The organism is Micromonospora sp. NPDC049230 (assembly GCF_040647875.1).
Lineage (GTDB): Bacteria > Actinomycetota > Actinomycetes > Mycobacteriales > Micromonosporaceae > Micromonospora.
Genome location: NZ_JBEZCZ010000013.1, coordinates 21,205 through 37,108, shown reverse-complemented (window position 1 = coordinate 37,108; position 15,904 = coordinate 21,205). Strand labels below are relative to the sequence as shown.

The 15,904-nt window shown below is 71.9% G+C and carries 22 protein-coding genes; 8 read left to right on the top strand and 14 right to left on the bottom strand.

Annotation, left to right across the window (positions count from 1 at the left end; all coding sequences use genetic code 11):
* Positions 1 to 47: 47 nt before the first annotated feature.
* From AB0A95_RS14025 to AB0A95_RS14010, 4 genes are read right to left on the bottom strand one after another with little or no spacing between them, the layout of a single operon-like run.
* Complete coding sequence (locus AB0A95_RS14025; protein ID WP_357556068.1) at positions 48 to 212, bottom strand: hypothetical protein; 165 nt, start codon at positions 210 to 212, stop codon at positions 48 to 50.
* Positions 209 to 424, bottom strand: coding sequence for a helix-turn-helix transcriptional regulator (locus AB0A95_RS14020; RefSeq protein ID WP_278138146.1), 216 nt, complete (start codon positions 422 to 424; stop codon positions 209 to 211). The genes AB0A95_RS14025 and AB0A95_RS14020 overlap by 4 nt, the downstream gene beginning before the upstream one ends.
* On the bottom strand, positions 424 to 903 hold the full coding sequence (locus tag AB0A95_RS14015) for a DUF2975 domain-containing protein (protein ID WP_357556067.1): 480 nt from the start codon (positions 901 to 903) through the stop codon (positions 424 to 426). Before AB0A95_RS14015 ends, AB0A95_RS14020 begins: the two co-directional genes overlap by 1 nt.
* A gap of 31 nt (positions 904 to 934) precedes the next feature.
* Entirely contained in the window at positions 935 to 1,579 is a 645-nt protein-coding gene (locus AB0A95_RS14010) for a YdeI/OmpD-associated family protein (protein ID WP_357556066.1), read from the bottom strand.
* A gap of 101 nt (positions 1,580 to 1,680) precedes the next feature.
* Here AB0A95_RS14010 and AB0A95_RS14005 point away from each other — a divergent pair, with 101 nt between their 5' ends.
* Positions 1,681 to 2,418, top strand: a complete 738-nt coding sequence (locus AB0A95_RS14005; RefSeq protein ID WP_357556065.1) for a VOC family protein — start codon at positions 1,681 to 1,683, stop codon at positions 2,416 to 2,418.
* A 123-nt stretch (positions 2,419 to 2,541) separates the two neighbouring features.
* Here AB0A95_RS14005 and AB0A95_RS14000 read toward each other — a convergent pair whose 3' ends face one another.
* The gene (locus tag AB0A95_RS14000; RefSeq protein WP_357556189.1) at positions 2,542 to 3,792 is read right to left on the bottom strand and encodes a DUF222 domain-containing protein; all 1,251 of its coding nucleotides are present in this window, start codon (positions 3,790 to 3,792) and stop codon (positions 2,542 to 2,544) included.
* 87 nt (positions 3,793 to 3,879) lie between these two features.
* Between AB0A95_RS14000 and AB0A95_RS13995 the strand changes: the two genes are divergently transcribed.
* Positions 3,880 to 4,722 carry an MBL fold metallo-hydrolase gene (locus AB0A95_RS13995; protein WP_357556064.1) on the top strand — a complete coding sequence of 281 codons (843 nt, stop codon included), beginning with the start codon at positions 3,880 to 3,882 and terminating at the stop codon, positions 4,720 to 4,722.
* On the top strand, positions 4,719 to 5,174 hold the full coding sequence (locus tag AB0A95_RS13990; protein WP_357556063.1) for a MarR family winged helix-turn-helix transcriptional regulator: 456 nt from the start codon (positions 4,719 to 4,721) through the stop codon (positions 5,172 to 5,174). The genes AB0A95_RS13995 and AB0A95_RS13990 overlap by 4 nt, the downstream gene beginning before the upstream one ends.
* Before the next feature lie 40 nt (positions 5,175 to 5,214).
* On the opposite strand, the gene cutA is transcribed toward AB0A95_RS13990, so the two are convergent.
* From cutA to ligD, 3 genes are all read right to left on the bottom strand, one after another.
* The gene (cutA, locus tag AB0A95_RS13985) at positions 5,215 to 5,538 is read right to left on the bottom strand and encodes a divalent cation tolerance protein CutA (protein ID WP_357556062.1); all 324 of its coding nucleotides are present in this window, start codon (positions 5,536 to 5,538) and stop codon (positions 5,215 to 5,217) included.
* A gap of 118 nt (positions 5,539 to 5,656) precedes the next feature.
* Entirely contained in the window at positions 5,657 to 5,848 is a 192-nt protein-coding gene (locus AB0A95_RS13980; protein ID WP_357556061.1) for a DUF397 domain-containing protein, read from the bottom strand.
* Between the two features lie 84 nt (positions 5,849 to 5,932).
* On the bottom strand, positions 5,933 to 6,970 hold the full coding sequence (ligD, locus tag AB0A95_RS13975) for a non-homologous end-joining DNA ligase (protein WP_357556060.1): 1,038 nt from the start codon (positions 6,968 to 6,970) through the stop codon (positions 5,933 to 5,935).
* A 47-nt stretch (positions 6,971 to 7,017) separates the two neighbouring features.
* Here ligD and msrB point away from each other — a divergent pair, with 47 nt between their 5' ends.
* Entirely contained in the window at positions 7,018 to 7,422 is a 405-nt protein-coding gene (msrB, locus tag AB0A95_RS13970) for a peptide-methionine (R)-S-oxide reductase MsrB (RefSeq protein WP_357070243.1), read from the top strand.
* A 28-nt stretch (positions 7,423 to 7,450) separates the two neighbouring features.
* Here msrB and AB0A95_RS13965 read toward each other — a convergent pair whose 3' ends face one another.
* From AB0A95_RS13965 to AB0A95_RS13955, 3 genes are all read right to left on the bottom strand, one after another.
* Positions 7,451 to 8,053, bottom strand: coding sequence for a DUF305 domain-containing protein (locus tag AB0A95_RS13965; RefSeq protein WP_357556059.1), 603 nt, complete (start codon positions 8,051 to 8,053; stop codon positions 7,451 to 7,453).
* A 64-nt stretch (positions 8,054 to 8,117) separates the two neighbouring features.
* Positions 8,118 to 8,849: a lytic polysaccharide monooxygenase gene (locus AB0A95_RS13960; protein WP_357556058.1), complete on the bottom strand. Its 732-nt coding sequence runs from the start codon at positions 8,847 to 8,849 to the stop codon at positions 8,118 to 8,120.
* Between the two features lie 110 nt (positions 8,850 to 8,959).
* Complete coding sequence (locus AB0A95_RS13955; RefSeq protein ID WP_357556057.1) at positions 8,960 to 9,235, bottom strand: glycoside hydrolase; 276 nt, start codon at positions 9,233 to 9,235, stop codon at positions 8,960 to 8,962.
* Positions 9,236 to 9,391: 156 nt separating this feature from the next.
* Between AB0A95_RS13955 and AB0A95_RS13950 the strand changes: the two genes are divergently transcribed.
* The 4 genes from AB0A95_RS13950 (at position 9,392) to AB0A95_RS13935 (ending at position 12,496) form a co-directional block, all read left to right on the top strand.
* The gene (locus AB0A95_RS13950) at positions 9,392 to 9,652 is read left to right on the top strand and encodes a Prokaryotic metallothionein (protein WP_355051720.1); all 261 of its coding nucleotides are present in this window, start codon (positions 9,392 to 9,394) and stop codon (positions 9,650 to 9,652) included.
* Positions 9,653 to 9,830: 178 nt separating this feature from the next.
* Positions 9,831 to 10,775: a DMT family transporter gene (locus AB0A95_RS13945; RefSeq protein WP_357556056.1), complete on the top strand. Its 945-nt coding sequence runs from the start codon at positions 9,831 to 9,833 to the stop codon at positions 10,773 to 10,775.
* Positions 10,776 to 10,799: 24 nt separating this feature from the next.
* Positions 10,800 to 11,255: a GNAT family N-acetyltransferase gene (locus AB0A95_RS13940; RefSeq protein ID WP_357556055.1), complete on the top strand. Its 456-nt coding sequence runs from the start codon at positions 10,800 to 10,802 to the stop codon at positions 11,253 to 11,255.
* Positions 11,256 to 11,377: 122 nt separating this feature from the next.
* Positions 11,378 to 12,496, top strand: coding sequence for a lytic polysaccharide monooxygenase (locus tag AB0A95_RS13935; RefSeq protein ID WP_357556054.1), 1,119 nt, complete (start codon positions 11,378 to 11,380; stop codon positions 12,494 to 12,496).
* A 58-nt stretch (positions 12,497 to 12,554) separates the two neighbouring features.
* Here the strand turns inward: AB0A95_RS13935 and hemQ are convergent, their stop codons facing one another.
* The 3 genes from hemQ to hemE are packed head-to-tail and all read right to left on the bottom strand — an operon-like array spanning position 12,555 to position 15,767.
* Positions 12,555 to 13,256 (bottom strand): hydrogen peroxide-dependent heme synthase, encoded by a 702-nt coding sequence (hemQ, locus tag AB0A95_RS13930; protein WP_357556053.1) that lies wholly within the window; start codon positions 13,254 to 13,256, stop codon positions 12,555 to 12,557.
* Complete coding sequence (gene hemG, locus AB0A95_RS13925; RefSeq protein WP_357556052.1) at positions 13,253 to 14,662, bottom strand: protoporphyrinogen oxidase; 1,410 nt, start codon at positions 14,660 to 14,662, stop codon at positions 13,253 to 13,255. Before hemG ends, hemQ begins: the two co-directional genes overlap by 4 nt.
* 7 nt (positions 14,663 to 14,669) lie before the next feature.
* Complete coding sequence (gene hemE, locus AB0A95_RS13920; RefSeq protein WP_357556051.1) at positions 14,670 to 15,767, bottom strand: uroporphyrinogen decarboxylase; 1,098 nt, start codon at positions 15,765 to 15,767, stop codon at positions 14,670 to 14,672.
* Positions 15,768 to 15,904: the final 137 nt, after the last annotated feature.

The window sequence follows — 15,904 nt, the reverse complement described above, 5'->3', positions numbered from 1 at the left end:
AGGGATCGGCGTGCGCCCCGGCTGGCCGGCTGGCTGCCGCCGCTTGGCTAGCTGCCGCCGCGGAGGTTGCGGATGCCGAACGCCGCCGCGCCGATCACCAGCACGACACCCAGGAGCTGGAGGCCCGGCGAGTCGTCGGCCTCCCCGTGCACGATGCCGGCGATGCCGAGGGCGACCACGAGGATGACGCCGACGGTCAGGGCGTACCTCATGGGGTTTCCTCCTCGACCCACTCGAGCAGGTCGCCGGGTTGGCAGCCGAGGACCCGGCACATCGCCTCCAGCGTGCTGAAGCGGACGGCCTTGGCGCGGCCGTTCTTGAGCACCGCCACGTTGGCGGGCGTGAGCCCGACACGCTCGGCGAACTCACCGACGCTCATCTTGCGTTTGGCCAACTCCACGTCGATGCGCACGACGATGGGCATCAGATCACCGCCTCCATGTCGGTCCGCAGCGTGGTTGCCTGCCGCAGCAGCGCACGCATCACCACCATGAGGAGCCCGAGCACCGTGACGCCCATCGTCAGCAGGAACAGCAGGATCGGGCCACCCGGGTCGTCGGCGTTGAAGCCGACGTAGAGGAAGACACCCACGAGCACCACCCACGCGGCGCCGACGGCCCACACGATCAGGTCGACCCAGCGCAGGGACGCCTCGGTGAAGATGCGGTCGTTCTTGACCAGGCTGAGCAGCTTCCAGGTCGACACGATGACCACCTGGACGCACAGCACCCAGAACACCGTGATGGCGGTCAACGGCCACCGAAGGTAGGCGTGCTCCGGCGACTCCTGTGCCATGTGCGCGAACTGTCCGGGCAGCGAGAACGTCTGGAACCCGATCAGGACCACGAACAGCACCCCGAGAAAAACTCTGAGAGCGGCTACCGCTCGATGCTCTGTAACCATGCATCGAGTTTCACTCGTTACCTATCGAAAGTCAATCGCTCCCCGAAGAGTCGTCTCCCGCTCCGGCAGGCGTCGGCCCGGACACCGGCCTCGCCTTCTGCGGATGGATCGTCTCGTGGCGGGCCAGCATGGCGACGAACTCGACGATCTTCCGCTCGCGGGTCTGCGCCCTCTTGACGCCGTTCACGCGGTGGGTGAGAGCGAACCGGTTGGCCCTGGTGAGCACGTCGAACATGGCCTGCGCGGCGGGGTCGGCCGCGATGGCGGCGAGCAGGTCGGCCGGCACCTCGGTTTCCGACGACGGGGCGTACGCGGCAGCCCACCGCCCATCCGCCTTCGCGGCTTCGACAGCGGCGCGACCCGCGGGCTGCATACGCCCCTGCTCCTCCAGCCGGGCCACGTGGGCGACGTTGCGTTGCGACCAGGAGCTGCGGGACCGGCGCGGGGTGTAGCGGATCCAGGAGCTCTCCTCGTCCCGTTTCCGGGCCTGCCCGTCGATCCAGCCGAAGCACAGGGCCTCGTCGACCGCCTGCTGCCAGGTCAGCGTCGTGACGGTGCCGCCCTTCCTGGTCAGGGCCAACCAGACACCGGGGGACGTGGCGTGGTTGGCCGACAACCACACGCGCAGGGCGTCGGCGTCCGCGACGATCAACTCATCCAGCTCTGGGCTCGCCATGACGGCAGGCTAACCGCCACGACCGACGCTGCGGCCACGCCGACTCGTTGGCTGCGGCCACGGGTGCAGCCGTCCACCGGTCACGCTCTAGCATCGTCGCCATGGCAACGCGGCTCGTGCAGATCAACATGAAGGCTCGCAACGACTCCGCCCTCGGCGGTTTCTGGGCGCAGACACTCGGTTGGGGAGTCTCCAGCGAGGGACCCGGCGTGACAAACCTCGAACCTCTGGGCTTCGGCTATCCCGACCCCGTCGCCGTCTGCGTCGACCTCGTCATCTCCCCGGAACCCAAGACGGTGAAGAACCGCGTGCACGTCGACCTCGCCACCACCTCGGCGGCCCAGCAGGCGCAACTGGTCACGCGGCTGAAGGATCTCGGTGCGACACCCGTCGACATCGGCCAGGGTGACGTGCCCTGGACGATCCTGGCCGACCCGGAGGGCAACGAGTTCTGCGTGCTGGAACCCCGACCGCGTTACCGGGACACCGGGCCGATCGCCGCCGTGGTGGTCGACTGCGCGGACCCGCGAGCCATGGCCAGCTTCTGGGACAGCGCCATGGACTGGACCCTGCACGAGGTGACCGACGACAGCGCGGTGCTGCGCTCCGCCCAGGGCGTCGGCCCCTATCTGGAGTTCATCCGTACGCCCGACGTGAAGACCGGATGGAATCGCGTCCATCTCGACGTCCGCCCGTACCCGGGTGACGACCCGCAGGCCGAGGCGGCCCGACTGCGGGCGCTCGGCGCCACCGCGGTCGACCTGGGCCAGAGCGACATCCCGTGGACGGTCCTGGCCGACCCGGAGGGCAACGAGTTCTGCCTGCTCGCCCCGGGCTGACCCGAACCGCGACCATCCGCACGGCGTGACCGCCGGCCCGCCCGAACGCCGCGACGCGCCCGGGGCGGCGGAATACCGCGGCCGCCTCGCACCTCGCTCCCGCTGCGGGCCGTTGGGGATCGGCTACGTCCGCCGATGGTAGTGGTTGCGGCGTGGTATCTGGCCGGGGTCGAGCCAGGCCGGCGGAACGAACTCCGGCTTGCCGTCGCCCCCCAGCCGAACCGCCCACTCGGCCTGGTGCAGGTGCCGATGGTGGTGGCCGCAGAGCAGCACGGCGTTGTCGAGACTTGTCGGGCCGCCGTCGGCCCAGTGTCGAATGTGGTGGGCGGCGCACCACCGGGGTGGCCGGTCGCACCCGGGGAAGGCGCAGCCGCCGTCGCGCAACACCAACGCCCGTCGCAGCGGGCCGGTGACGAGACGTCGCTGCCGGCCCACGTCGAGAACCTGGCCGGCGCCGCCGAGCACGGCGGGCAGGATGGCGGCGTCGCAGGCGAGCCGGCGGACGGCCGCCGGGGTGAGGTGCGGGCCGGTGTCGAGGGTGCCGGCACCCAACCGCCGGGTCAGCCCGTCGAAGTCGGTGGTGACGACGAGTTGGGCCGGGTCACCGCCGCGCTCCGGCAACTCGCCGGTGCGCAGCGCCAGCCGGCACACCTCGGCGAGGGCGTCGTGTCGACGCTGGCCGGGGGTGCGCGTGTCGTCGGGCCCGCAGGGTGGGCTGAGCGGGTCGATGGCGGCGCGCACGAGCGCGGCGGTCTCCGCGTCGAGGGTGCCACTGAGCCGTAGTCGCCCGCCGGCCCGCTCGGAGACGGTGACGTGCCGGTCGCGGGCGGCCCGCGCGGCCTCGGCCTCCAGGGCCGCCGCCGCGGCGGCGTCGGCGATCTCGGGCGCGACGTGGTCGAGGATCCGGCTGCCGAGTCTGCGCAGCAGGGTGGGGTCGAACTGCGCGGCCCAGTCGACGAGCACGCCCACGGCCTTGTCGGCGACCTCGACGCCGGCGTGGGCCGACACGGTGGCGACCGCCTCGGCGATGACCCGGGCCTGCTCCACGGTGACCGCTCCGCGCGCCAGAGCGGCACGCACGGCGGGCGGTGCCACGTCGAGCGAGGCGGCGAGGCCGACCAGCCGACGGGCAGCGGCGACGTCGAGGCGTAGGCGGTGACGCAACCAGACGGTCGTCGAGGACGCGCCCTGCGCGACGGCGGTGCCCCGACCGTCCAACTCCCTGACGACCGCCACCTGCACCGCCGCCAGCCGCTGCTGAAGCCGGTGCGTGGCGTCGAGCGCCGCGATCAGGTCGTGCTCGGAGAGCGCCCAGGCCGAGGCATCGGCGCAGGTCGCCACCGCACTCTCCGCCCGTGCCAACTCATCGATCACCAACAAATCCCAGAACAGGTGTACGACAAGTTCGGCCGCCGCGATATTCGTCCGGTGCCGGATCATCTGACGCCATACGATTACCCGATGACATCGCTCCCCGCCCCCTGGACGGACGCCCTTCCCGAGGCGACACCACCGGCCGGCATGGCGATCTACCAGCTCCCCACGGGCACCTACGAAACCCGAGCGGCATTTGCCGTTCGCGGAGGTTCGTTCCGCGACAAGCGACAGTTCGCGGCCACCGCCATCCTCGTGACGCACCCGTTCGGTGACTTCCTCGTCGACGCCGGCTTCGGGGCCGACGTCGCCGCGCATGTCGCCATGCAGCCGCGGTTCGCCCGCGCCCCGTTCCAGGCAACCCGGACGGTGAGCCAGCAGCTCGACGACAGCGGTTACGACCGCACCCGGCTCAGCGGGGTCTTCCTGACGCACTCGCACTGGGACCACGCGAGCGGCCTGGACTCGCTCGACCTCCCGGTCTGGATGAACCGGAACGAGCTTGAGTACGCCCGCGGCAACCGCGACGGCAGGGTCTTCCGCGCCGTCTCGCCCGGCCACGAGATCCACGAATACGTCTTCGACGGCCCCGCGTATCTCGGCTTTCCCGCGAGCTTCGACGTGCACGGCGACGGGTCTCTGGTGCTGGCGCTGGCCGCAGGCCACACGACGGGGTCCATTGTCGCGTTCGTGACCCTTCCGTCGGGCCAGCGCTACGCGTTCATCGGTGACCTGACCTGGCAGCTCGATGGCATCCACCGCAGAGTCGAACGCCCCTGGCTGCTGCGTACCCTCGCCGACAGCGACGCCGCGCAGGTGCGACAGGGCATCCTGCGGTCGGCCGCCCTGACCGAGCTGATGCAGGTGGTCCCCGCGCACGACCGCCGCGCCTACGACGGCATTCCGCTCCTGCCCGGAGCGATGCGATGACCGAGGGGCCGGCGCCGGCGCTCGACTCCGAGATCACCTGGCTGCTGCATCGCGCCGCCCAACGAATGCACGTGGTGACCGGCGAACAGGCCGAGAGGCACGGCCTCCACCTGCGGGATTACATCGTGTTGAGTGCACTGGACAAGACACCCGGGCTCACCCAGGTCGAGTTGGCCAGAGCGCTCGGCCTCGACAAGACCACGCTCATGACCCAACTGGATCGACTCGAGCGGGCCGATCTCGTCGTACGCCACTCCGATCCGCAGGACCGCCGCCGGCGCATCCCGGCGATCACGCCCGCCGGCGACGACGTACGGGCGCAGGTCGCCCGCGCCAGCGAGGAGGCGGAGAGCAACGCGATGACCGGCTTCAACGCAGTCGAGATCGCCCTGTTCCGCCGGATGCTGTTCGCGATCATCGGCACCAGCACCGACCCGGGCTCCTGCCTCTGACGCTGCGGCCCAGCCGTCGGCGCTTTGGCCGCCGAGGCGTCTACGCGCCCTCGACCGTCCGCCTGATCCACGCCAGATAGTCGGCCGAGGCGTGAACGACCGCCGTAGCGGTGACCTGAGGGTTTTCCCACGGGTGGGCGTCGATGAGGTACGCCTCCAATCGCGGGTACCTGTCGGTCGTGGTAAATAGCAGCACCTGCCATTCCTCGCTCGTGCCCTGCTCGCCGAGGTGCCAATACACCGACAACACCGGCCCGGCTACCTGCGCGCCTGCCGCCAAGCGTGCCGCCGTTGCGCCTTCGGCCAACCGCACTGCCGCTTCCCGGGTGGGGGCGGCGGTGGACACCTGCACGTAGTCACTCACCTCGCAAAGGCTAGCTGGGTGGCGGGTATACGGACCCGCACAACGAGGTGCCAGAAACCCCCGGCCTGCCTGTGTGGGAGAGCCGGGGGTTCCCGTCGATCCGGGCAGCCTCAGCGGGCTACCTGGCTGCCTTCACGTACGAGACGAACGCGCCCCACGTCACCGGAAGGAAGGCCAACGCGGGACCACCCTTATCCTTGCTGTCCCGAACAGCGACGACACCCGGAATGTTGTCGGCGACCTCCACACAGTTGCCCTGTGCTCCGCTCCGGGTGCTCTTGCGCCAGGCCGCGCCGGCCAGATCAATCATGGTGCCTCTCCTTGATTCCCTGCATCAGCTTCCGGGATTCCTCCGCGCTAGCCAGCGCGCGTAGCCGCACCGAGTTTCGCCGCCTCAGGCGCTCTCGTCGTCGGGCGTGCGCTTGGCGCGGCTGGGTTGCACCCGCTTGGGTTCGCCGGGCATCTTCGGGTGGTCCGGTGGGTAGGGCAGGTCGCCCTGGCCGGCGGCGGCGTCGCGGTCGGCCCACTCCAGCAGCGGGGTGATGTCCCACGGGGCGTCGTCGATGCCGGCGTGCGGGTCGCCGCGCTCGGCGAGCCGGGCCGGCACGGTACGCAGGTCGAAGTCGTCCGGGTCGACGTCGGGCAGCTCGTCCCAGGTGACCGGCGTGGAGACGGTGGCCCGCGCGTTGGCCCGCAGCGAGTACGCGCAGGCGATGGTGCGGTCCCGGGCCATCTGGTTGAAGTCGACGAAGACTCGACTGCCGCGCTCCTCCTTCCACCAGGCGGTGGTGACCAGGTCGGGGTTGCGGCGCTCCACCTCCCGGGCGAGCGCGATGGTGGCCCGGCGCACCTCGGTGAACGTCCAGCGGGGTTGGATGCGCAGGTAGACGTGTACGCCGCGACCGCCGGAGGTCTTCGGCCAACCGGTCACGCCCAGTTCGTCGAGGAGCGCGCGGACCTGCGCGGCGGCGCGCGCCGCGTCGGCGAAGTCGGTGCCGGGTTGCGGGTCGAGGTCGATGCGCAGCTCGTCGGGTCGGTCGACGTCGGCGGCGCGCACCGGCCAGGGGTGCAAGACGATGGTGCCCATCTGCGCCGCCCAGGCCACGTGGGCCAGATCGGCCGGGCACAGCTCCGCCGCGCTGCGCCCGCTGGGGAAGGTGATCTGGGCGGTCGTCACCCACTGCGGCACCCCTCGGGTGGGCACCCGCTTCTGGAAGAACGCCTCACCCTCGACGCCCTCGGGGAAGCGTTGCAGCGTGGTGGGCCGCTCCCGCAGGGCACGCATGATCCCGTCGCCCACCGCGAGGTAGTAGTGGAAGACGTCCGCCTTGGTGAAGCCCCGCTGGGGGAAGATCACCCGATCGGGACTGCTCAGTCGTACGCTGTGCCCGGCCACCTCGACCTCGGTGACCGCTGCCTTGGTGCCCGCCATCTCGCGACCTTATGCCACACCCCCGACGTTCGACGTACCGTTGACGGGTGAGTCTTGACGACAACGAGCTGCCCCGCACCGAAGACGAGTGGCGGGTCCGGTTGACCCCCGAGGAGTTCCACGTCCTGCGGGAGGCCGGCACCGAACGCCCGTGGGTCGGCGAGTACGTGGACACGAAGACCCAGGGGGTCTACCACTGCCGCGCCTGCGGGCTGGAGCTGTTCTCCAGTGACACGAAGTTCGACTCGCACTGCGGGTGGCCGAGCTTCGACGACGCCATCCCGGGCCGGGTGAAGGAGATCGAGGACCGCAGCCTCGGCATGGCCCGCACCGAGATCCGCTGCGCCCGCTGCGACAGCCACCTCGGGCACGTGTTCCACGGGGAGGGTTTCACCCCGAAGGACACCCGGCACTGCGTCAACTCGATCTCGGTCCGGCTGGAACCCCACTGACTTGAGCGGTCCGGGCCCGGCGACGCGCTCACGGCGTACCCCCGAGCAGGTCGACCTCGGCGGTCCGGGACTGCTCGATCCGCCGGGCCAGGTCGCGGACCTGCTCGTTCCGGCCAACGCCGACCTGGGCTCGGGCCAGGTCGGCCGCCGCACGCTGGTGGTCGGCGAGCACGTCGCGCAGCACCCGGTCGACATCCGCGGCGGGCGCGGTCCGCAGCCGCTCCAGCGCGGCGTCGTCGCCGTGCCCGTCATGCCGGTGTACGCCGGCGCTGGCCCCCGGCCCGGTTGTGGGCAGCCAGCCGCGCATCGCGGAGAGTTCGTCGGCCTCGGTCGCCTCGATGGCGGCGGCAAGGGTACGCAGCGTGTCGTCGCGCAGCCGGTCCCGGGCCAGCGCGACGATCCGCAGGGTGCGTTCGCTGTGCCCGACCATGGTGCTCAGGAAGACCACGTCGATCCCGCTCATCGCCTCCGGCGCGAGGGCGGACGCGGCGCCCCCGGACGACGCCGGTCCGGCCGGGGACGCGGGCGCCGGTTGCGGCACGACCGGCGGGCTCGACGTGGGCGACCCGCCGCAGCCGCCGGCGAGCAGCAGCGCGGCGACGAGGGACACCAGACGGGTACGACGGGGCATGCCGGGTGCTCCGTTCACGCGGGACGGCGACACGGGTGCGGCCACCTGCCGCACCCGTGGGGGGTCAGACCTGCTGCCAGAGCGCCGGTACGTTCGGCGGCTCCCAGCCGGGGATCGCCGTGTGCGCCTGCCGGCAGCGGTACGTCCGTCCGCCGTAGGTGACCTGGTCGCCGACCTGGTACGCCCGGCCCGTCGTCCAACTGCCGCCCGGGGCGGGCGTGGTGGTCGGCGTGGTGGTCGGGGTGGGCCGTGGGGTGGGCGAGGTGGTGGGGCTCGGATTCGACCCGCCGCCGATCTGCACGTCGACGCAGGAGTAGAAGGCGTTCGCGGTGTCGGAGATGTTCCACACCGCGAGGATCTTCTGCCGCCCGGAGAAGCCGCCGAGATTGACTGTGTGCGAGACCGTCGCGCCCGGCTGCTGGCCGTTGCCGTTGACCACGCCGACCCGGGTGTTGCCGATCCAGTACTCCCAGTTGCTGGTGGCGTGGCGGGCGGTGTTCACCCAGGTGAAGGTCAGCGAGCTGCCGACCGAGGTGGCCGGCCAGCCGCGGCTGTCGTCGTTGAGCACGGCGAACTGGGCGATTCCCGCGTTGCAGCTGCGCAGGCCCTTGGGCCCTTCCACGCTCTGCGGCTCGTATTTGATCTGCCCGCAGTCGGGCACCCGACCCTGTGCGCAGAGCGCCTGTCGGCTGGGCGGGGCGGAGACGTAGCCGTGCGCCTGCGCGGGAGCGGCGAGGGCGAGGGTGGCGGTGACAGCACCGGCCGCCACCAGCGGGATGGTGATTCTTCGACGCATCGGGGCGGCTCCTTTTCCAGGGTCCGGTAGGTGCCCCTCAACGTAATTTAAACATTGTTAACAGTAAAGACTCCGATCGATAAATCCATCGATGGTGACGAGTTTTCTTCTCAGAGGCGGAGCAGGCTGCCCCGGTCGTCGACCTGGTCGGCCGACTCGTCGTCCAACCAGACACCGTCGGCGGCGAGATAGCGGAACACGTACTCCCCCGGCGGGAGCTTCACGGTGACCGTCCGCATCCCGTCGCGGCGGATCACCAACTCGTGTCGGCCCGGCTCCCAGCCGTTGAAGGAGCCGACGACGCTCACCGGGCCGGGTGGGGCGTCCCGGGGCAGGCAGAAGGTCACCCGGGTCTGGTTGCCGAAGAGTTTGTTGCGCTTGATCACTGTGACCCTCCGGGGGTTGCGGCGGTTCACCCGGCACAACGCACAACACGCCGAAGCCGACACGCCGCCCGGGCCGGTGGAGAGCGCCATTTCCGTCCGTGCGCGTTCAGGCATCCGGCATTCTGGGGCGAAACGGCGCAATGAGGGAGGTTGGTCATGGCCACCTGCGAGGTCTGCGGCAACGACTACTGGATGGCGTTCGAGGTGCACACCGTCAGCGGTGACGTGCACACCTTCGACTCCTTCGAGTGCGCGATCCACCGGATGGCACCGATCTGCGAGCACTGCCAAGTCAAGATCGTTGGGCATGGCGTCGAGGTCAACGGCCGCTTCTTCTGCTGCGGGCACTGCGCCCGCGCGGTCGAGGGCGCCGAGGGTGCCGAGATCCGCGACGCCGTCGGCGCACGCCCCGCCTGACCGCGATTCTGCGGTACGGTCGTCGCCATGCGGCCACCGCTGGGTGTTCTTCCCCCGCCGCGCTCCTGAACGGAGCGCCGCGCCCTCGCCGACCGGGTGACCGACCCGGCTCGGCCCCTCGCCGTACGCGCTCCGTCGACGTCGTCCCCGTCAACGGCTCACCCTTCGGAGCGCATCCGTGTCCCTCTCCCGTACCGTGCCGCCGGGCGCCCCGGCCACGACCGTCCGCCCGGCCCGCACCGGCCTGATCCAGATCACCGTCACCGGCGTGCTGTGGGGCACCACCGGCGTGGCGGTGCAACTCCTGCGCGACAGCACCGGGCTCAGCCCGGTGAGCATCGGCTTCCATCGACTCGCGATCGCCGCGCTCGTGCTGCTGGCGTGCACCGCCGGCCGGCTCGGCACGATCCTGGCCGCCCTGCGCGCGGCACCCGTACCGCTGCTGCTCACCGGCATCGGCCTCGGCCTCTACCAGGCGCTCTACTTCGCCGCCGTGGCCTGGGCCGGCGTCAGCGTCGCCACAGTCGTCAGCCTGGGCCTGGCCCCGGTGCTCGCCGCGACCTGGGAGTCGGTGCGCGCCCGACGGATCCCCGGCCCACTGCGCCTCGGCACGCTCGTCGCGGCCGTGGCCGGCCTCGCCCTGATCACCGGCGCCACGGCGGACCCCAGCGTGGCGGCGCCCGCCCCACTGCTCGGCCTGCTCGCCGCGGCCGGCTCCGGCCTGGGGTACGCGGTGACCACCCTGATCAGCCGACACCTGTCGCAGCGCACCGCGCCGATGACGTTGACCACCATCTCCACAGTGGTCGGCGCGCTGACCCTGGCGCCGTTCGCCCTGGTCGCCGGGGCCAGCGTGCCGCTACGCCTGGACACCGTGGCACTGCTGCTGCACCTCGGCGTGGTCACCACCGCGGTCGCGTACGCGTTGTTCTACGCCGGCCTGCGTACGACTCCGGGCAGCGTCGCCGCCGTGCTGACCCTGCTCGAACCGCTCACCGCCGCGGCACTGGCGGTGGCCCTGCTCCACGAGCCGCTCCCGCTGCCGGTCAGCGTCGGCGGTGTCCTGCTGCTCACCGCCGTGGTCGCCACCTACCTCGCACCCGACCGGGACGACACCAGGTAGACCGACCCGACCTACCATCGGTGGATGCCCCAGCAGACCACCGAAATCCGGACGGCGTCCTTCGCCGACCTGAACGCCCGCACCTTCCACGACCTGCTCAAGCTGCGCATCGACGTGTTCGTGGTGGAGCAGAACTGCCCGTACCCGGAGCTCGACGGACGCGACGTGGAGCCGGGCACCCGGCATCTCTGGCTCACCGACGGCGGCGTGCCGCTGGCGTACCTGCGAATCCTGGCCGACCCGGACGGCACCGCCCGGATCGGTCGGGTGGTGGTGGCCCCGGCGGCGCGCGGCGGCGGACACGCCGCCCGGTTGATGACCGCGGCGCTGGAGGTGGTGGGCAACCGGCCCTGCGTGCTGGACGCCCAGTCGCACCTTGTCGCGTTCTACACCCGGCACGGCTTCGCGGTCAGCGGCCCGGAGTACGTCGAGGACGGCATCCCGCACACCCCGATGCGGCGCGAGGCCATTGACGGCTGACGATCAGCCTGGCATGGTTCGGGGTGAGCCATCGCGGGAGCCAGCGAGTGGGGCACGGGAGTGGGCAACTCCCGTCGATCCGGGTGCCGTCGTCTGACCGACCTCATCCCCCCGGGGGCTCCATGTCCACTCTCACCCGATCTCGACGCGTGCTCTGGTTGTTTGCCATCGCGGCGACCAGCACGCTTCTGTTGACGACAGCGATAAACACCATGCAGTCCCAGTCGGCCTCCGCGCACGGGTCGGTCGTCGACCCGGCCTCACGTAACTACAGCTGTTGGCAACGGTGGGGCGCCGAGTTCCAGAACCCCCGGATGGCCACCGAGGACCCGATGTGCTGGCAGGCCTGGCAGGCCGACCCGCAGGCCATGTGGAACTGGAACGGCCTGTTCCGCGAGGGTGTGGGCGGCAACCACCAGGCCGCCGTCCCCAACGGCCAGCTGTGCAGCGGCGGTCGCACCCAGAACGGTCGCTACAACGCGCTGGACACCATCGGCGCGTGGAAGACCACAGCGGTGTCGAACAACTTCCGGCTTCGCTTCTTCGACGGGGCCAGTCACGGCGCCGACTACATCCGGGTGTACGTGACCAAGCAGGGCTTCGACGCGCTCACCGAGCCGCTGGGCTGGGACGACCTGGAGTTGGCCGGGCAGATCGGCAACACCCCGGCCTCGCAGTGGAACCCGGACACCGGTGGTGTCTCCATCCAGATCCCAGTGAACGCGCCCGGGCGCACCGGACGGCACATCGTCTACACCGTCTGGCAGGCCAGCCACTTCGACCAGTCGTACTACCTGTGCAGCGACGTCACCTTCGGCGGCACGAGCACCCCGCCGCCGACGACGCCGCCGCCGACCACTCCCCCGCCGACCACGCCTCCACCCACCACGCCGCCGCCGACCACCCCGCCGCCGGTCACCAGCACTCCGCCGCCGGCCGGGGCCTGCACGGCGACGTACCAGGTCACCGGCCAGTGGGCCGGCGGCTTCCAGGCCGAGGTGAAGGTCAGCGCGGGCGGCTCGCCCACCAAGGGCTGGTCGGTGAGCTGGAACTACAACAACGGCCAGCAGGTCACCTCATCGTGGAACTCCACGGTCAGCACCAACGGCTCGCTGGTCACCGCACGCAACGCCAACCACAACGGCACCCTCGCCGCCGGCGCGAGCACCACGTTCGGTTTCCTCGGCTCGTGGAACGGCAGCAACCCGGTTCCGCTGGTCTCCTGCACGTCGACCAGTTGACCTCCGTCCGGTGCCGCACCCGGGCGGGGGTGCGGCACCGGCCGGCGGGCGGCAGGGGTCAGACCAGGCAGTTGACGATCTCGGCGACCGAGCGGCGGCGGCCCGTGTAGAAGGGGACCTCCTCGCGGACGTGCCGGCGGGCGCCGGAGGCGCGCAGGTCCCGCATCAGGTCCACGATCCGGTGCAGTTCGTCGGCCTCGAAGGCGAGCATCCACTCGTAGTCACCAAGCGCGAACGCGGCGACAGTGTTGGCGCGTACGTCCGGGTAGCCGCGGGCCATCTTGCCGTGCTCGGCCAGCATCTCCCGCCGCTCGGCGTCGGGCAGCAGGTACCACTCGTAGGAGCGGACGAACGGGTACACGCAGATGTAGGGGCGGGCCTCCTCGCCGGCCAGGAACGCCGGGATGTGGCTCTTGTTGAACTCGGCCGGCCGGTGCAGCGCCATCTGCGACCAGACCGGGGTCAGCGCCCGGCCCAGCGTGGTGCGGCGGAACCGCAGGTACGCGTCCTGGAGCGCGTCGGGGGACGCGGAGTGCCACCAGATCATCACGTCCGCGTCGGCGCGCAGCCCGGAGACGTCGTACACGCCCCGGACCACCACGTCCTTGCCGGCCAGCTCGTCGAAGAGGGCCACGACCTCGCCCGTGACGTTGTCCCGCAGTGACGGCAGCGGGGCACTGGCCCGGAACACCGACCACATCGTGTAGCGGATGCTGTCGTTGAGCTCCCGCAGGCGGGCCGCGTTGGTCTGCTCGGTCATCTCGCCGATCCTCCCAGTGCTGTGATGATCTCTTCGGCCGCCGTCTCGCCGGAGCGGACGCAGACCGGGATGCCGACGCCGTCGTAACCGGCGCCGGCGAGGGCGACTGTGGGGTGCGCGGCCCGCAACGCCGCCCGTGCGGCGGCGAGCCGGTCGGCGTGCCCCGGAGCGTACTGCGGCAGCGCACCGCCCCACCGCTGCACGTGCCCGTCGACCGGGGCGGGCAGCGGGGTGCCGAGCACCGCCGACAACTCCCGGTGCACGGTGGTCGCCAGGTCCGCGTCGGGGCGTTGCAGGTGCGCCTCCTCGCCGTACCGGCCCACCGAGGCGCGCACCAACGCCAGCCCGTCCGGCCGGCGCAGGTGCCCCCACTTGGTGGTGAAGAAGGTCGCCGCCTTGATCAACAGCCCCTCGGTGCTGGGCACCAGGAAGCCGGACAACTCGGGCAGGTGCGGTTGCGGCAACGCCAGGGTGACGAGCGCGACGCTCGCGTACTCCAGCGCACCGACGCCCGCCGCGACCGCCGGAGCGGGGCCGGCGAGCAGCCGGGCCGCCGGTCGCGCCGGCACCGCCAGCACCACGGCGTCCACGTCCACCAGCTCGGGATCGCGGGTCGGGCCGACGGTGAGCCGCCAGCCCGTGCCGGTCGCTGTCAGCTCGCGGACGGCGGCGTTTCGCCGGACCGTCGCGCCACTGGCCGTCGTCGCCGCCTCGACCAGGGTGGTGAGCCCACCCGCGAGGGTGCCGAACACCGGGGCGCCGGGAGCACGCGGCGCGGCGGCCTGCGCGGCCCGGACCGCGCCGGTCAGGGTGTGCTCCACCCGGGCCGTGCGGGCCAGCGCCGGCATCGTCGTGACCAGCGAGAGATCGTCGGCGCGGCCCGCGTACACGCCACCCAGCATCGGGTCGACAAGTCGCTCGACCACCTCGTCACCGAAGCGGGACCGGACCAGCGCGCCAACCGAGACGTCCGCGTCCGGCCCGACCAGCGGCCGCCCGTCGTCGGTGTCGGCGCCCGCGACCGGGCGGGCGACAGACGTCACCCGGTCCAGATCCCCGGGTACGCCCACCAGCGTGCCGCCCGGGATGGGGCGCAGCCCAGCGTCGATCACCAGCGCGGCCTGCCCCACCGTCGGGTGCACGATCCTCTCGGCCAACCCGAGTCGCCGGATCAGGGCCACCGCGGCGGACTCGCCCCCGGTCGGGTCCCGCAGCAGGAACGACTCGGCGCCGAGCTCCACCGGCTGGCCGGCCAACTCCCCGGTACGCAGCTTGCCGCCCAGTGCGCCGGACTGCTCGTACACGGTGATCTCGGTGCCGGCCGGTGCGCGCTCGCGCAACCGGACCGCGGCGGCCAGCCCGGCGATCCCGCCGCCGACCACCGCCACCCGCCAGGGCTGCCGCATCGCCTTCTCAGCCCTGGTCGGCCCGGCGGCTGGACAGCTCGTGCACCAGCGCGACCACCCGGGTCAGCACCTCCGGGTCGGTCTCCGGCAGCACACCGTGGCCGAGGTTGAACACGTGCCCGGGGGCCGCGCTGCCCTGCTTGAGGATGCGGCGCACCTCGGCCTGCACCACCGGCCACGGCGCGAGCAGCACCGTCGGGTCCAGGTTGCCCTGCACCGCCTTGTCCGGGCCGATCCGCCGAGTCGCCACGTCCAGCGGGGTACGCCAGTCGACGCCGACCACGTCCGCGCCGGCCTCGCCCATCGCGCCGAGCAGCTCGGCGGTGCCCACCCCGAAGTGGATCCGCGGCACCCCGGCGTGGACCAGCCCGCCCAGCACCGCCGTCGAGTGCGGCAGCACGTAACGGCGGTAGTCGGCCTCGGACAGCGCGCCGGCCCACGAGTCGAACAGCTGCACGGCGGAGACCCCGGCCTCGATCTGCACCCGCAGGAAGGCGAGCGTCACCTCGGCCAGCCGGCCGCAGAGCGCGTGCCACAGCGCCTCGTCGCCGTACATCAGGGCTTTGGTCTTCGCGTGGGTGCGCGACGGCCCGCCCTCGACCAGGTAGCTGGCCAGGGTGAACGGCGCGCCGGCGAAACCGATGAGCGGGGTGTCGCCCAGCTCGGCCACCAACTGCCGGACGGCCTCGTCCACGTACGAGACGTCGTCGCGGGTGATCGGGCGGATCCGCTGGACGTCGGCGGCGGTGCGGATCGGCTCGGCGACCACCGGGCCGGTGCCCGGCACGATGTCCAGGTCGACGCCGGCCGCGGCGACCGGCACCACGATGTCGCTGAACAGGATGGCCGCGTCCACTCCGTGCCGGCGCACCGGCTGGAGCGTGATCTCGGTGACCAGCTCCGGGCGGCGGCAGGACTCCAGCATCGGCACTGTCGCCCGGATCTCCCGGTATTCCGGCAGCGAGCGGCCGGCCTGGCGCATGAACCAGACCGGGGTGTGCGGGCCGGGCCGTCGTCGGCAGGCCCTGACGAAGGGCGAGTCGGCTGGTCCGCCGGGGCGGGGTTCTCCGTCTCGGGCGGCAGAGCCCGTGGTGTCCGTGGTCATCGCCGCAATCGTGCCACGCCCACCACCCCCACCCCACCTGGGGTGAAAGGACGAGCGACTTCCGCGGGGCCCCCGGCGGGGCACGGGTGTCGGCGCGCCGTCGAAGCCGGGGACCGACTGCGGCATAGGCTGCCGAC

Bases quoted from the DNA above. Each gene is read 5' to 3' on its own strand.
- AB0A95_RS14025 (WP_357556068.1), bottom strand. From the start codon at position 212: ATGAGGTACGCCCTGACCGTCGGCGTCATCCTCGTGGTCGCCCTCGGC.
- AB0A95_RS14020 (WP_278138146.1), bottom strand. From the start codon at position 424: ATGCCCATCGTCGTGCGCATCGACGTGGAGTTGGCCAAACGCAAGATG.
- AB0A95_RS14015 (WP_357556067.1), bottom strand. From the start codon at position 903: ATGGTTACAGAGCATCGAGCGGTAGCCGCTCTCAGAGTTTTTCTCGGG.
- AB0A95_RS14010 (WP_357556066.1), bottom strand. From the start codon at position 1,579: ATGGCGAGCCCAGAGCTGGATGAGTTGATCGTCGCGGACGCCGACGCC.
- AB0A95_RS14005 (WP_357556065.1), top strand. From the start codon at position 1,681: ATGGCAACGCGGCTCGTGCAGATCAACATGAAGGCTCGCAACGACTCC.
- AB0A95_RS13995 (WP_357556064.1), top strand. From the start codon at position 3,880: ATGACATCGCTCCCCGCCCCCTGGACGGACGCCCTTCCCGAGGCGACA.
- AB0A95_RS13990 (WP_357556063.1), top strand. From the start codon at position 4,719: ATGACCGAGGGGCCGGCGCCGGCGCTCGACTCCGAGATCACCTGGCTG.
- AB0A95_RS13980 (WP_357556061.1), bottom strand. From the start codon at position 5,848: ATGATTGATCTGGCCGGCGCGGCCTGGCGCAAGAGCACCCGGAGCGGA.
- ligD (WP_357556060.1), bottom strand. From the start codon at position 6,970: ATGGCGGGCACCAAGGCAGCGGTCACCGAGGTCGAGGTGGCCGGGCAC.
- AB0A95_RS13965 (WP_357556059.1), bottom strand. From the start codon at position 8,053: ATGCCCCGTCGTACCCGTCTGGTGTCCCTCGTCGCCGCGCTGCTGCTC.
- AB0A95_RS13960 (WP_357556058.1), bottom strand. From the start codon at position 8,849: ATGCGTCGAAGAATCACCATCCCGCTGGTGGCGGCCGGTGCTGTCACC.
- AB0A95_RS13950 (WP_355051720.1), top strand. From the start codon at position 9,392: ATGGCCACCTGCGAGGTCTGCGGCAACGACTACTGGATGGCGTTCGAG.
- AB0A95_RS13940 (WP_357556055.1), top strand. From the start codon at position 10,800: ATGCCCCAGCAGACCACCGAAATCCGGACGGCGTCCTTCGCCGACCTG.
- AB0A95_RS13935 (WP_357556054.1), top strand. From the start codon at position 11,378: ATGTCCACTCTCACCCGATCTCGACGCGTGCTCTGGTTGTTTGCCATC.
- hemQ (WP_357556053.1), bottom strand. From the start codon at position 13,256: ATGACCGAGCAGACCAACGCGGCCCGCCTGCGGGAGCTCAACGACAGC.
- hemG (WP_357556052.1), bottom strand. From the start codon at position 14,662: ATGCGGCAGCCCTGGCGGGTGGCGGTGGTCGGCGGCGGGATCGCCGGG.
- hemE (WP_357556051.1), bottom strand. From the start codon at position 15,767: ATGACCACGGACACCACGGGCTCTGCCGCCCGAGACGGAGAACCCCGC.